Annotated in this window: 12 protein-coding genes; 2 read left to right on the forward strand and 10 right to left on the reverse strand. The window is 48.5% G+C overall.

Features of this window, described 5'->3' with window-relative positions; genetic code table 11:
• Positions 1-41 precede the first annotated feature (41 nt).
• The 10 genes from QUA50_RS14100 to purC all read right to left on the reverse strand — a co-directional run bounded on the left by QUA50_RS14100 (position 42) and on the right by purC (position 10227).
• Positions 42-407: a DUF4278 domain-containing protein gene (locus tag QUA50_RS14100; RefSeq protein ID WP_333265028.1), complete on the reverse strand. Its 366-nt coding sequence runs from the start codon at positions 405-407 to the stop codon at positions 42-44.
• A gap of 241 nt (positions 408-648) precedes the next feature.
• Positions 649-993 carry a BON domain-containing protein gene (locus QUA50_RS14105; RefSeq protein WP_333265027.1) on the reverse strand — a complete coding sequence of 115 codons (345 nt, stop codon included), beginning with the start codon at positions 991-993 and terminating at the stop codon, positions 649-651.
• A 385-nt stretch (positions 994-1378) separates the two neighbouring features.
• The gene (locus QUA50_RS14110; RefSeq protein WP_333265026.1) at positions 1379-2641 is read right to left on the reverse strand and encodes a DNA cytosine methyltransferase; all 1263 of its coding nucleotides are present in this window, start codon (positions 2639-2641) and stop codon (positions 1379-1381) included.
• A 136-nt stretch (positions 2642-2777) separates the two neighbouring features.
• The gene (lpxB, locus tag QUA50_RS14115) at positions 2778-3950 is read right to left on the reverse strand and encodes a lipid-A-disaccharide synthase (protein WP_333265025.1); all 1173 of its coding nucleotides are present in this window, start codon (positions 3948-3950) and stop codon (positions 2778-2780) included.
• 34 nt (positions 3951-3984) lie between these two features.
• Positions 3985-4143, reverse strand: coding sequence for a hypothetical protein (locus QUA50_RS14120; RefSeq protein WP_333265024.1), 159 nt, complete (start codon positions 4141-4143; stop codon positions 3985-3987).
• The gene (gene lpxA / locus QUA50_RS14125) at positions 4140-4934 is read right to left on the reverse strand and encodes an acyl-ACP--UDP-N-acetylglucosamine O-acyltransferase (RefSeq protein WP_333265023.1); all 795 of its coding nucleotides are present in this window, start codon (positions 4932-4934) and stop codon (positions 4140-4142) included. The genes QUA50_RS14120 and lpxA overlap by 4 nt, the downstream gene beginning before the upstream one ends.
• Before the next feature lie 260 nt (positions 4935-5194).
• Positions 5195-5716: a 3-hydroxyacyl-ACP dehydratase FabZ gene (gene fabZ, locus QUA50_RS14130; RefSeq protein ID WP_333265022.1), complete on the reverse strand. Its 522-nt coding sequence runs from the start codon at positions 5714-5716 to the stop codon at positions 5195-5197.
• An 85-nt stretch (positions 5717-5801) separates the two neighbouring features.
• A complete protein-coding gene (lpxC, locus tag QUA50_RS14135) occupies positions 5802-6656 on the reverse strand; it encodes a UDP-3-O-acyl-N-acetylglucosamine deacetylase (RefSeq protein WP_333265021.1) in 855 nt (284 codons plus the stop codon).
• Positions 6657-6931: 275 nt separating this feature from the next.
• Positions 6932-9313 (reverse strand): BamA/TamA family outer membrane protein, encoded by a 2382-nt coding sequence (locus QUA50_RS14140; RefSeq protein ID WP_333265020.1) that lies wholly within the window; start codon positions 9311-9313, stop codon positions 6932-6934.
• A gap of 185 nt (positions 9314-9498) precedes the next feature.
• Positions 9499-10227: a phosphoribosylaminoimidazolesuccinocarboxamide synthase gene (gene purC, locus QUA50_RS14145; protein WP_333265019.1), complete on the reverse strand. Its 729-nt coding sequence runs from the start codon at positions 10225-10227 to the stop codon at positions 9499-9501.
• Between the two features lie 394 nt (positions 10228-10621).
• Here purC and QUA50_RS14150 point away from each other — a divergent pair, with 394 nt between their 5' ends.
• Both QUA50_RS14150 and QUA50_RS14155 read left to right on the forward strand, forming a co-directional pair.
• Complete coding sequence (locus QUA50_RS14150) at positions 10622-11053, forward strand: response regulator (RefSeq protein ID WP_333236379.1); 432 nt, start codon at positions 10622-10624, stop codon at positions 11051-11053.
• A gap of 120 nt (positions 11054-11173) precedes the next feature.
• Positions 11174-14590 (forward strand): response regulator, encoded by a 3417-nt coding sequence (locus QUA50_RS14155; protein ID WP_333265018.1) that lies wholly within the window; start codon positions 11174-11176, stop codon positions 14588-14590.
• Positions 14591-14756: the final 166 nt, after the last annotated feature.

Below are 14756 nucleotides of genomic sequence, written 5' to 3' on the forward strand. Positions count from 1 at the left end.
CAAGATGCCTGTTCCACGCTTTGTTTTCTGAAGCTTTTTCTCTAACACACCATGTGTCTCGACTCAATTTCTAGCAAGCGCAGCAGTGTTTCGTCGCCCTTGGCTTTGGCTGCTTGCTTTCTACGATCGAGAATATTGCAAATATTCGCCTGGTGGACTTGCGCCAATTCCACAACTGTTGGGTAATAATCCACCGTCGCTGAGGCGCGAGCTGCTGCGACATCGCCAGCTTGACCATCACGCTTTTTGGTATTGTTTGTGCCGCCGTATTTTTTGGGGTTGGGAATGTGTCTCGGATACCGATAGTTCCAGTTTTGGCCCCGGTATTTGCCCGCCACTTCGCCTTCGACCATATCGACTGTCGGAATGTCGTACTCGTAGTTTGAACCGCGATAAGTGAGTTTCATATTTTTTGATCCTTATATTTATGGAGATAAAAAGGGCAATCAGGTCAGGTTTGGTTTTTTTCGCTAAAACTTTTTTAGTTTCTGTATTCAATTATACTGTTTTTTTAGAAAAATCGCTTTTTTTTACAAAAATTAATATTTTGAGGGGAGACGGCAAGAAAAAACCCGCCGCAGCGGGTTTAATCGAGTTTTTGACTGCTTCGAGCAGCGCCCGGAGCGAAACAGGTTCGGTTCCGAATAACTAGCCGACTGTCACCTGATCGGTTTGCACGCCTGTGGCACCTTCTTCAGCAGAGGCGATCGCCACCAACTTGTCGAGAATTTCCTGACTGGGAACTTGACCTTTGAGAACAACCGTGCCGCTGAGCTGAGCCACATAAACAGTCTCGATATCAGCAACTTCTGCATCGCCGTCAAAAGCTAAAGCAACCCGCTTTGCTAAGCCACTTTCGTCAAAATTTCCGTCTGGGCCGACTTTAGCAGGAGCGATGGATTGCGCTTGTGCTGCTTGCTGTACTACTTGTGCCATCGGTTCAGCCGGGGCTTCAGGCTTTTCGAGTCCGAACAGTCTTTTAAACCAACCCATATTAGTTGAGTCTCCTGAAAATACACTTTTTACACGATAGCTCTAGAATTCCAAAAGACTCGTAATTGTTGCAAAACTCAGCGAAATTTATCAAAATGTTTTATCGGGAGACTTTGACAATCTAAAATCTTAAATAGTATTTAGATGTTGATGTTGCTATTTGATGTATAGGACGATCGCTACGCCACCGATAGCAGACCAGTAGTCGAAATAGTTGCCCCACTGTCACCTGAAAAAAACTGCACAATCCGCCGGAATACATTCCCGGTTTGTTGAATTACCGGGGACATCTCGTGCGGGTCATCGAACTGTGTCTACTGATACAAGGGACGGTAGCCCGCGCTTAATTGAGAGTAGTCTTGCATATACGCTGTAAATCTAATTGTTAACTTTTTAGATAATATTGTTCTGCTTCCGACCAATTCAGTTTAAGCAACGAATCGTCTCCCCATGTCAGCTTGAGATTCGGCTTAATTGCTGTCACCCCCAAAGCGCTAATAATCTGCGCTGCTACAGCTTTCGCCAATAGCGGCGGTACAGAATTTCCGACTTGGCGAAAACCGTGCCATTTGGTGACGTGAAATCTAAACCAGTCAGGATAGGAATGCAGCCGCGCAGCTTCTCTGACTGTAATGCACCGAGGGGCGATCGGGTGAATCGGTCTCGGCGAAGTATAAGCCCCCCTCGCCCTGTCGGTTCCCGCCCTGAGAGTGTTGCAAACTCCGTCGGGGTGAAGCTTGTAAAAACGGCTGATCGGCTCTTTTTCGCCGTGTTTTGCCGCGTGAAACCTTTCCATACATTCCAGAGAATGTTTAGTTCGCAAACTACAAGATAGGATTTGTCGATCGTACTCGCGATCGTAGGAATAATCATCATCCAAACAATCAATTCCGCGCATTATACTCGCATAAGTGCTGCACTTTCCGTACTCCGCCATTACCCAATCTCGGTGCAGCAACTCGCTGTAGTTGTCCACTTCCGGCAAATCTCCAATCGCATCCCAAACTGTCGGGACAGCAGGTAAATTAATTTTTTTATAGCGTTTAGGAATTTTAATTTTCGGCAGTATAGTAGTTTGCTGAGGGTATTTTGGCAGCTCGTAACCTGCTTTGCACCCCATCAGAAACAATCGTTTGCGAGCTTGCGGTACTCCGTAGTTAACGGCGTTTAGAACTTGATAATTTTCTTCTACTTGATAGCCTGCTTCCATAAAAGACCTAATTAAAAGCTTCAGGAGTTCTTTGTGTTCTCCTGATGCAATTCCCGGCACATTTTCCATTACAAAAAACTTGGGTTTTAGCTCCAAAACTAAGCGCTGAAAGTGAAAAATTAGAGAATTGCGCGGGTCGTCCACATCCCGCTTGCCCATCATGGAGAATCCTTGACAGGGCGAACCGCTGATTACTACGTCTATCTCGCGCGGCCCGATCGCCGATTTTTGCCGAATTTCTGAGCCCGTAAGCGCTGTGACATCTTTGCACAGAATAGAACACAGCGGGAAATTAAACTCGTGTGTGGCGCAGTGAATAGGGTCAATTTCGACTGATGCAAGTACGTCAAAACCTGCTTGTTCAAAGCCCAGGGTCATGCCGCCCGCGCCTGCAAATAAATCAACAGCGATCGGTCGCTTTTTCCGATTGCTTGGCATAACATTTCAATAAAAAAGTTGCTTTAATAGAAATTAAGGAAGTCAACGGCGTTTCTGGTAATAAATCGTGGATTTTTCCACGCGCCCGCCACAAAGAAACCGGGTTTATACATAACTTTTAAATACAAAAAATGCTTTAAGAAGCTGTATTTAATTTGACATTTTTCATTATTTCCGCAGCCGCCCGATCGCACACACCCACATCTCCGAGACTTTCGCGCATTTCCCGATAACCGGCCAAAGTTTGCTGGCGTCGATCGGCATTTTGCAGCAATTCCAGTGCGTGGTTCACTATATTTTCCGCAGTCGCCTCGTCTTGCAGCAACTCCGGGACGATCGGCTTCATTTGCACCAAATTGGGCGGAGACATAAAAGGAATCGAAAATTTCAGCACGTGGCGAGCAATAATCGCCGTAATCGGACTGACGCGGTAGGCGACAACTTGCGGAACGTCGAGCAAAGCTAGCTCCAGATTAACAGTACCAGATTTAGCGATCGCCAGATCGGCAGCCGCCAAGATTTCCAGAGTTTGATTTTCTAACAGAGTAGCCCGCAAACCGTAATTCTCGATCGCCTGTGCGATTTTGCTGCGAAAAGCGTTGTTAGCAAGCGGAATCAAAAAATGAACTTCCGGCAATTTAGCTTGAATAATTTGAGCTGCTTCAAATATAACCGGCATCAGGTACTTGAGTTCTTGGTGTCTAGAAGCGGGAATTAGGGCGATCGACACCTGTTCCGGCCCAATTCCCAAAGTTTTGCGGGCAACTTCCCGGCTGGGCGCAGATTGCATTCTATCCACCAAAGGATGACCAACCCAACTCACTTCGGCTCCTTTTTCTCGATAATAACAAGCTTCCTCTGGGAAAATTGCCAAAAGTTGGTCGCAAATATTGACAATCAGATCGGTATTGCGAGGAGAAATCGACCAAACCCATTCTTGAGGTGCGATGTACCAAACCACCGGCAAATCCGGCAAACAGCGGCGGATGTAACTGCCAATACCGAGATTTGGAGTCAAATAATCAATCAATACAACAGCATCAGGGCGAAAGTTTTTGAGATATTGTTTAGCTTTTTGTTGAACTTTGATCGTTGGCCAAATATAGGGTACAGATTCTACCAAACCCATAGAACCAATGCCCACAGTATCGCCTAAAATAGTAGCCCCAGCTTCCGCCATACGAGGGCCGCCCAATCCGGTTATTTCTAACTCCAAACCAGCGGCGACAGCGTGACGTTTTAAGGCTGCAACTAACAAAGCTCCTTGCAAATCCCCAGAAACCTCACCAGTGCTGATAAAAATTTTCATAAACTCCTCAATATCCTGGGTAAGGTGCGTCAGACTAAAAACTCTTTGAGTTACCTCTAGGTGGTGACTGACGCACCCTACAGCTTCCTTCTTCTTTCAATTCTTCTACTTCTTCCTTCGTTTCCTTCGCGTCTTCCCGGTTCAATAATACTAATTCTTCTGGCGCGAAAGAATTAATATAAGCCTCATTCACTTTTTGCCAGGAATCAAACCGCGCCGCCCTTTGGTTACAGACTGCTGCACAAATCTCTGCAGGTGCTGCAAGTGGGGGTTTTCTGGCAACAAATCCAACTGTTCCAAAGCTCGATCGAGAGTGTAGCCAGAACGGTATAGAATACGAAAAGTTTTCTTCAAAACGAGCAAATCTTCTGCTGTAAAACCGGCGCGTTCGAGGCCTATTTTGTTGATTGCTCGCACTCTCGAAGGATTTCCCTCGACTAGCATATAAGGAGGCACATCTCGATCGATCCTGCTCAAGCCGCCCACCATAGACAAACGGCCGATTTGGACAAACTGGTGAACCCCCAAAACACCGCTCAATCGGGCTTGAGACTCGATTTTAACGTGTCCGGCTAAGGCTACAGCATTGGCGATAATTACTCGATCGGCGATCGCGCAATTGTGTCCCACATGAACATAAGCCATCAATAGATTGTGATTGCCAATAGTCGTGCTTTCCCCCGCTCCAGTAGCGCGGTTGATTGTCACGTATTCCCGAATCAGATTGTTGTCGCCAATTTTCACCCTAGTCGCAGAACCCTCGTATTTCAAATCTTGAGGTTCCAAACCAATCGCCGCACCGGGGAAAATTTGATTGCGAGCGCCTATTTCTGTTAGCCCGTCGATAATTGCATGAGCGCCAATCTTCGTCTCCGGCCCGATTTTCACTCTTTCTCCAATTACAGCATAAGCTCCCACTTCTACAGTCGGGTGAAGTTCGGCGCGGGGATGAATCACAGCAGTTGGGTGAATCAAAGTAAGCATTTTTTATTAGTCAGTTTTCAGTTTTCAGTTTTCATACAAAATCAAGCTTAAATACCCCGTTTATTTCTTAGTCCGCAGCGGACTTCGTTTGTGTAGTAGCGATTTCAATCGCCGAATCATCAAGGAGTAACAAACCAGGATTTAGTATCAGTAGTCAATTGTCAATTGTCAATTGTCAGTGGTTATCAGGAATATAGAGAAATCCCCAAATAACACATAACCAATCACCAATCACCAATCACCAATCACCAATCACCAACTTAATCTACCATCGAAAACATCAATTCTCCTTCACAAACTTTTTGTCCGTCTACTTCAGCCAGAGCCTGCATTTTTGCGAAGCGACGGCGTTTTACCCACAGCAATTCTACAGTCATCAGCAACCGATCGCCCGGTACAACCTGACGGCGGAACTTGACTTTATCGATTCCGGTAAACATCCACAATCCTTGCTCGATGTCGGGCAACTGAGCCAGAACAATACCGCCAACTTGAGCCATCGCTTCGACAATTAATACCCCAGGCATAATCGGCCGTCCGGGAAAATGACCTTGAAAATGCGGTTCGTTGAAAGTCACATTTTTAATTCCTACAGCCTTCTCGGAGGGCACGTAATCAACAATCTTGTCAACCAGTGCAAAAGGATAGCGATGAGGCAATAATTTCTGAACTTCTTCGAGAGTAAAAGTAGATTTAACCGCTGGAGAATCCTCGCCGTTGTTGGTGGGGACGGATTCAGAATTAGCAGTATTGAGGGTGTTAACTTCAGTCAGCGTAGACATTTCTTGAAGACTTTTGAGTGTGGTATGGCAGAAGGCAGAAGGCAGAAGGCAGATGCAATCTTAACAGAAGATCGCCTGTTTTTTCCTAACTTTTATCTAGCGTAGCTAGAGCTTCCGATTTCAGGACTTGGGCAAGTTGGACGTGCAAGTTGTGACTGGCTTTGTAAGCCAAGTAGTGAGCTTTTGGCCACGTTCCCAGCAGACTGAGGTCGCCTGCTAAGTCTAAGATTTTATGGCGCACCGGTTCGTTCGCAAATCTCAAGGGCGGGTTGAGCCAGCCGGATCGATCGCAAACTAGGGCGTTTTCTAGGGTACCACCTTTGATCAAACCAGCTTGTCGCAATTGGTCAACTTGGCGGGCAAGTCCAAAAGTGCGGGCTGGGGCGATCGCCGTCGCAAAACTTTCTGCCTCTGGCGACCAACTGTACCATTGATTGCCGATCGCCTGTTCCTCAAAATCAATTCCGTAACTAAACCGAGTTTCGGCTGACGGTAAAGCCGCTGCAAAAGCATCCCCGCGGCGCACCCAAATTGGCTCACTAACGACGAAGGAGGGAGTGGGGTCTTGCTTCGATTCTTGAGGAACTAAGCCGGTACGGGCGATCGCCTCTACCCAAACCTGAGCCGAACCGTCCAGCAGCGGCACTTCCGGCCCATCAACCTCAATTCGAGCATTATCCGCTCCCATCCCCGCCAAAGCGGCTAATAGATGCTCTACAGTGCGAATTTGAGCATCCATACCTGCCAGTTCCGTTGAAAGTGCAGTCTGGCAAACCGCCTCAATTTTTGCAGGAATTATCGGAGCACCGGGCAAGTCTATTCTGACAAAATAGCGACCTTCCCCAACCTCTGCAGGCAAAACTCGGACGCGAGTTTGTTCGCCGCTGTGCAAACCGATTCCCGACAGTTCAAATTCAGATTTTAAGGTACGTTGAGTCATTAGTCAGTTGTTATGGGGCAAACAGGGCATCGGGCATCGGCCAAACAGGGCATCGGGCAAACAGGGCATCGGGCAAAGAGGTCATTTAACTGGTTCCCAGGCTCTGCCTGGAAACCGATGTCACTCTTGCTCTGCCTCGCGTGGCGAAGGGAAAATGGAGGCTCTTCCTCCGGATCTGCGTTACCAGGCAGAGCCTGGTAACGAGTAGAATGCCTTTGGGCCCAATTCCCAATTCCCAATTCCCCATGCCCCATGCCTTTGGGCCCAATTCCCAATTAGAATCGCTCACCAATTCCAAAGTGAATTTGATTGTCGCCAGTGTCGTTGATACCGTAATCGATCCGGATCGGCCCTAAAGGAGATTGAACCCGCACGCCGATGCCGTAACCGTAACCGCTACCGGGCTTTTCGCGGATACCGGCCGGGTCGCCCGGGACATCTTTGCCAGTGCCCAAGTCAGTGCCAGCATCCAAAAATAGCGCTCCGCCGATAAACGAAATAATCGGGAAACGGTACTCAACGCTGGCCTCTAGGAAACTGCGGCCGGCTCCCAGGTCGCCTTCGGCGTATCCGCGCACCGAGTTGGCGCCGCCCAAGGCAAAGGCTTCGTAGGGAGGCAAATCTCCGAATACGGTGCCGCCCCTAAAACTGAATGCCAGGGTTTGAGGGCCGGGGGTAAAGTTAGTGTACTTGACTGGTAGGTACAAGCTGTAGCTGGCCCGCAGGCGGTTTAAGAGGATGCTGCCGGAACCTACAGGAATCGATTGTTCCATCCCAAATCTGAGCAGGGAACCGCTAGTGGGGCGGAGGGGGTCGTTGCGCCGATCGCGTACAACACCTGCTTGCAAAGTTGTCAAGTCATCCGAACCCGAATCGCTAAAACTCAACTGGTTGCCGAGTTCGTCCTCGGATTCGCGCCGGCCTTTGCGATCGGTAATTGAGACTCGCTGGTACTGCAAGCCGACTGAAGCTGTCCACTCAGAATCGGCAAAAGGATTCCGATCCAGGGGACGGGTGAAATTGATGCCGGCACCGGTGCGGACGACGCGGGGTCGATCGTCGTTGGGCAATCTGACTTCCCGTTCGCCACCGTCAAAAATCACGCTGATCGATCGTCTTCTAAACGCATTAATCGTATAAGAAGTCCGGTAAGGATCGCCGGCAATCCAAGGGTCGGTAAAACTCAGGTCAAACAGCGTTTGGCGTTCCCCGATTTGTACTTCAGCCCCCAATTTCTGGTTCCTACCTCTCAAGTTTTGCTGCTGGTAACTCAGCGTACCGAACAAACCCGTCGCGGAACTCAAACCCGCACCCGCCGCCAGAGAACCGGTATTTTTCTCAATGACGTTGACAATTACTCTTGCCTTGCGGGGGTCAGTCGTTCCCGGTTCCAAGGCAAGCCGCACGTCTTCAAAAATTCCCAAACCAAACACCCGTCTCAAATCCCTTTCCGCCTTGGTGCGGTTAAAGATGTCTCCGGGCTTGAGTTCTACTTCGCGGGTGATGACAAAGCGACGGGTGTTGCCTCCGATCGGCTGACCCGTGGCATCTGTTGCCTCTCCCTCCTTGTTCAGGAAGCGGACATCAACCGATTCGATCTGGCCTTCTGCCACTACCAGGGTGACAGTGCCGTCGTCTCCTACTTGCGGGGCATCAGTGATTTGGCCCAAAACATAGCCGTTCTCTTGATACCACGCATTAATTTTTTTCACTCCCTCTTCAAAGCGGCGGAGGTTGAGAATTTTGCCGTATTGATCGCGGAAGCTTTCGTCAATTACGCTTTGGGGCAGCACTTGCTGACCGGTGATTGTCACTCCCTGCAGCACTGGATTTGGCTGCACAATAAAAGTCACCCGGACGCCCAACGGGGTGTCTTCGGGTACGGCCCGCACGTTTCTGAAAAAACCCGTGGCAAAAATGGCGTTGATGTCTTGTTGCAGTTGGCTGCGGTTGGTCGTGCGTCCCGGTTGGGTGCTGATGACTCGGTAAATTTCGGTTTCCAAGTCTTCCGTCGCCCCGGTGACGGTAACTTCTGCAACTAGCACTTGCGGTTCGGCGGGCCCGGCGGGTGCGGGGGTTTGTCTCGGCTGCGGTGTCCTGCCAGGGGGCAATGGAGGAACGGTGTTAGCCGGCGGTCTCGTCGGGGCCGGTATTGTCGGAACTTGGGCGTTTTGAGCGATCGCCCCTGATTCCTCTGGTTTCCCTAGCTCTGCTGCGATCCAGGCGGGCGTTACCGCCGATTCCGATGGGGGGATAGCGCTGCTCAGTTGCGTGTCTGGCAGGGCGTTTTGGCTGCTAGAGGCGGGGGAGGGGTTGGATGCTAGCTCGGGTTTGAGTTCAAGGATCGGAGGTGAAACCGGGTAGGGCGGGTCTGTGACTTGGTTTGGGGGTTCGCGGTCGTTCCCTCCTCTGGCAGGGGCCTCCGCTATTTTTAGGGCTTCCCCTTTGCCTGTTTTAGCAGCTTTGCGGTTTTGAGGAGGGTTTTGGGTTAATTCGGGAATGGGGCGATCGGGTAATTCGATCGACGGGGCGGGCCCGGCGGCAGCCAAAGCTTCCTCTGCTGATTCAGAGTAGGATGTTTGGCCGCTGGCCGAATTTGATAACCCGAATGTTGCTGAGGCAGTAAAAACTGCCACCAATACAGCAGATAAACGCATTTTTGTTCACTTTTTTGGGCAATCCACACACCACATTAGTCATTATTCATTAGTCATTAGTCATTAGTTATATAAGTCGGTGGAATTTCGCGCTGACCGCTAATTGATGACTGTTGACCGCTGATTGCTGACATCGAAAACAGAAGGATGACAAACTGTGCAATTCTAGCGCATTACCAAGGCCTCTAGACTTTCTGGGCGAGAACCCGTTGGAGAACTTGCTGGTAAGCGGTTTCTACCGATCCTAAGTCGCGGCGGAATCGGTCTTTGTCCATAACACGGGCGTCGGGGTCGGCTTCTGCGTTGTCCCAGAGGCGGCAGGTGTCGGGACTGATTTCGTCGGCGAGGATCAGATTTTGATGTTGGTCGATACCGAATTCTAGTTTGAAGTCTACCAGGGTGATGCCGCACTGGCTGAAAAATTCTTTGAGTATTTCGTTAATTTTGCGGGCGGCGATTTCTAGTTGGTCTACTTGTTCGGGGGTGGCTAGCTGCATTAGCTGCAGCCTGTCGCGGGTCAGCAGCGGGTCTCCCAAATCGTCGTTTTTGTAATAAAACTCGACCAGCGGCGGATTGATAATTGTGCCGAGGGCGAGTCCGGTTTGCTTGCAAAGACTGCCGGCGGCAATGTTTCTGACTACGACTTCCAAGGGCAAGATGTGGACGCGGCAGACTCGCATTTGGTTGGGGGCCGGCGTGTCGATGAAGTGGGTGGGAATGCCTTTGGCTTCTAGCATCCGAAACAGGTGGGCGGATACGGCGCAGTTGATTTCGCCTTTGCCGGCGATGCTGCCGCGTTTCTGGGCGTTAAAGGCTGTGGCGTCGTCTTTGAAGTGGGTCAGCAAAATTTCGCTGTCTTCGGTGGAGTAGAGGATTTTGGCTTTGCCTTCGTAGAGTTTGCGATCGGCTGACATGGCGATTAATAATAATGTAGATGAGTTTTAGATTTTACCGTAGCTCGATCGGGTGTTATTGAAGAGTTTTTGGATCTCCGCTGCACCGCTCATGCTCTGACCAAGAATTTTTTGAGGGTACAAGCCCCCAGATTTCTCCGTCGAATCAATCCAAAATCTAAAATCCTTGCGTCCCCCGCATTGATCCGTGGGGTCGCCTCCAAAATCTCAAATCTCAAATCTCAAATCGAATGACGGGCAAGTACGCCTGCAGGTAGATACTGTCATCGACCCCGGCATAAATGATTCTTGACAAAGGACAATAGATATTAAAGCTGCTGGGTTCGCGATCCGTGCTGACAAAACCTCGCAAACGAGACGGAAGCTTAAAAAACATCTATAAAATGGCTGATTTATGCAAGACAAAAAAATTCATATTCTCTTGGTAGAAGATGATGAGGTTGATGTGATGAACGTCCGGCGAGCTTTCAAAAAAAATAACATCGTCAACCCCCTCTACATTGCTGCCAATGGATTAGAAGCTCTGGCTATATTGCGTGGAGAAGGAAAAATAGATCCTCCCATGCCTCAAGCGCGCAGGTTGATTTTGCTGGACTTGAATATGCCGAGAATGAGCGGGATCGAGTTTTTGCAAGAATTGCGACTGGATGAATGTTTGAGGTCGATTCCGGTGATCGTCCTCACAACTTCTAATGAAGATAGAGATAAAGTAAAAGCTTATAATTTGAATGTAGCGGGCTATATTCTTAAACCTGTTACTTTTTCTAACTTTGTGGAAGTGATGGCTACCCTAAACAAATACTGGATGCTGAGCGAAATTCCCTAAAATAGGGAAATTTGAATACAAAATTTTTCAAGGGGGCTTTATGATTTTTCAGCGATGCAGTTGTTTTAAGTCCTTTTTCTTGACAGCAGCTTTTTAGGAGTAATCCACAATTCGGTTTTTATGGACAAAATTCTCACAATTCTGATAGTTGATGACGATGCAGTCGATCGAATGGCGATCAAACGTTCGCTCAAGTCCGCTGGTGTTTCCGCAGGAGTTACTGAAGCAGAAGACTGCGCGGATGCGCTCGCCAAACTCTCGGTGAGCAAAAATTCTACGCAGGCTACCGAGAAACTCTCCAAACAAAATAAATCTCAACCTGTAAGCGAGGTTGAGGAGACAGAAAATGGGCTGCTATTAAATCAAATATTTGAGTGCAAATTTGACTGTGTATTCCTAGACTACGGATTGCCGGACGGAGACGGACTGAGTTTGGTAAAACATCTGCGAGAAGCTGGACTGAAAGTTCCCTTAATTGTGCTAACAGGTCAAGGCGACGAACAAATTGCTGTGGAATTGATGAAGGCAGGAGCTTCTGATTATATCGCTAAAAATAAGCTCTCTCCCGAAAGTTTGTCTCGCAGTTTGTCCAATGCGATGCGCGTTTACCGCGCCGAATTTCAGGCGTTTCATGCCAGTCAAAAACTCAAGGAAAGTGAAGAAAGATACAGGTTAGTTCTAGAGGGAGTGAACGACGGAATTTGGGATTGGGATTTAAGTAAAAATGAGGTTTATTGGAACGATCGCCTTTTGGAAATTATCGGTTTGTCGCGCCAGCAATTTGGCAGGACGATGGACGCTCTATACAATCGCCTGCACCCCGATGACAAGGAGAGAATCGTGGGAGCGATCGCTGCTCACTTGGAACAAGAAATAGATTATAATGTAGAATTCCGGCTGCTACACTCCAACGGTGTTTACCGCTACTGCACTTCTCAGGGAAAAGCTCAGCGGACCTCCCAAGGAAAGCCGCTGCGAATGGCCGGCATGATTAGCGACATTACTGAGCGGAAACAGGCGGAAGATGCTCTGGAAAGGGAACGGCAGCAACTGAGACAAATTATTACTTGCGTGCCTGTAGCAATGGCGATGTTCGATACACAAATGCGCTATATGGCTAATTCTAAAAAATGGGTTAGTCAATTTAATTTAAACTTGCCGTCTCTGAATAATTTTAGCCATTACGAATTGTTTCCAGATACGCCGAATCGCTGGAAAGTAATGTACCAACAAGCGCTCAAAGGTCAGGTAGTTTCTGTGAGCGAAGATGCCTGGGAACGAGCCGACGGCTCTGTTCTGTACCTGCGGTGGGCTGCTCACCCTTGGTACGATCCAGACGAGAAAGTCGGGGGAATTGTGATGGTGGCCGACAAGATTAATGAGTTGGTGGAAGCGCGGGAAACTGCCTTAGAAGCTAGCCGGGTGAAGTCGCAATTCTTGGCGAACATGAGTCACGAAATTCGCACTCCAATGAATGGGGTTTTAGCAATGGCTCAATTGCTGCTGCGCGCTCCTCTGGAACAGAAACAGCGGGACTATGCTCAGACGATTTACCGCAGTGCTGAACATTTGCTGAATGTTATTAATGATATTCTCGATTTCTCTAAGATTGAAGCTGGAGAAATGCGGCTGGAGAAGGCTAATTTTGATTTAGATAGTTGCGTTGAGTCGGTGATAGAAATTATAGCGCATTTAGCAGAAGAAAAAGGTATTGAATTGAATATTTTAGTGGACAGCTCAGTGCCGAGAAAGTTGGTGGGCGACTCTGGCAGATTGAAGCAAGTTTTGCTGAATTTGACGGGTAATGCCATAAAATTTACCGATCGCGGTCAAGTTCTAGTTCACGTAACTGTGAAACAGGGCAAGCGACTGGCAGACGGTAGACAAGGGGCAAGATTGCTATTTTCGGTGCGGGATACTGGCATTGGAATTTCGGCCGAAGGGCAAACAAAGCTGTTCCAATCTTTTTCTCAGGTAGATGATTCTCCTACTAGGCCTTACGGCGGGACGGGCTTGGGTTTGGCTATTTGCAAGCAGTTAGTGGAGATGATGGGAGGGGAAATAGGAGTTCGCAGTTTGCTAGGCAGCGGTTCAACTTTTTGGTTTACTGTACCTTTGGAAAAACAGTTGCCAGTTGAGCCTCACGATCCCGAACTTGCGGGCAAGAAGCTGTTAGTAATCTCTGGAAGCGCTTTGAGGAGGGCAGCGGTGCGATCGCTCGTTCAAAGTTGGGGTGCCGGCTGCGATGAGGCAGAAACTGCTGCTGAGGCTTTGAGTTGGTTGAACAATGCCCGGGGCGGGACTTCTCAGGATTTGGGGGAGGGGGGAAAAAGCTGGGATGTGGTGCTTGTGGACTTGCAAATGCCGGAGTTGGATGCGGAGGAATTTGCGAGGAAAGTGCGATCGACCTCGACAGTTGGAGCGTTAATCGCCATGACTGCTTTGCGAGAACAGCCGAAAGCTGAATCGCTTTGCTGTCGGGGTTTTAACGGATATTTGATCGAGCCGGTGCGGCCTAGCCGCCTGCTTGAGGCAATGCTTGCACCGCTGAAGGGAAGCGGAGATTTTGGGAGAGTGGAGGCTGCTAATACTTGCAAGTTGCCAGCAGTTAATTCTCAATATGTTACTCCCAATTCGCCGTCATCACTGAGAATTTTGGTGGCGGAAGACCACCCGATCAATCAACAAGTTCTTGTCGAACAGTTGGCAGTTTTAGGCTATCAGGCTGACTGCGCGGTCAACGGTCAACAAGCGCTGGATTTGCTGGCGCAAAAAAGCTACGATTTAGTGCTGATGGACTGTCAAATGCCGGTACTTGACGGTTACAAAACGGCGCAAAAGTTGAGGGAAATCGAAGGAAGCGATCGCCATACTTTTGTGATGGCTTTAACTGCTCACGCTATGCCAGGGGAACGAGAAAAGTGTCTGGCGGCGGGGATGGACGATTATCTCAGCAAACCTGTAGATTTAGATGCTTTGGCGGCGGCCCTGAAAAAGTATGAAGCCCTAAATATTCAGCGTGAAAATAAGTATGGAGTTAAAAGTATTAATTCGGAAAATAAATCTCAATTAGCAACAAATTATACAGAACTTGTGGAAAAAGCCCAGGCTGTGGCTGGGCCGACACCAAGGGCGATCGCACTTCAAACTTGGGAAGATAGAGACTGCGACGGACTGTTCGACAAGAGCAGATTGGAGCAACTCGGACGAGTTAATATTAAATTGCCAGAACGACTTTTGCAAGCTTTTGTGGCAGGCGCGCAAGCTGATGTAGCTGCTGCCAAAATAGCCGTAGAAGCTAAAGATTGGCAAGCTGTGGAATATCAAGCCCACCGTCTCAAGGGAACTTCGGCTAATGTGGGAGTTGCTCTGATGTCGGATTTGGCCGCACAATTGGAGCATCAAGCGCGAAGCTTTCAATCTGAACCACCTGAAGTGGAATTGTTAAATATTGAGAGGGTTGAAAACCTATTAGTAAGTTTGTTCAGTCATTTAGCCAGGGTTCAAGAATTTGTGGAAACTCGAATGTTTGGTTAATATCTTACTCGATGGTAGTCGATCGTAGTCGGCGATAAACATCGCCGTTATTACAAAAACGAATTCCGCCTACCCGGACTAAGAAATAAATAATTTATTTCTTTCTTTCTTCACTCTGTGTTCTCTGCGTTCTCTGCGGTTAATTTAAAAAAAATAATTAATTTAG

Origin of the sequence: Microcoleus sp. M2_D5 (assembly GCF_036701935.1) — a bacterium.
Lineage (GTDB): Bacteria > Cyanobacteriota > Cyanobacteriia > Cyanobacteriales > Microcoleaceae > Microcoleus.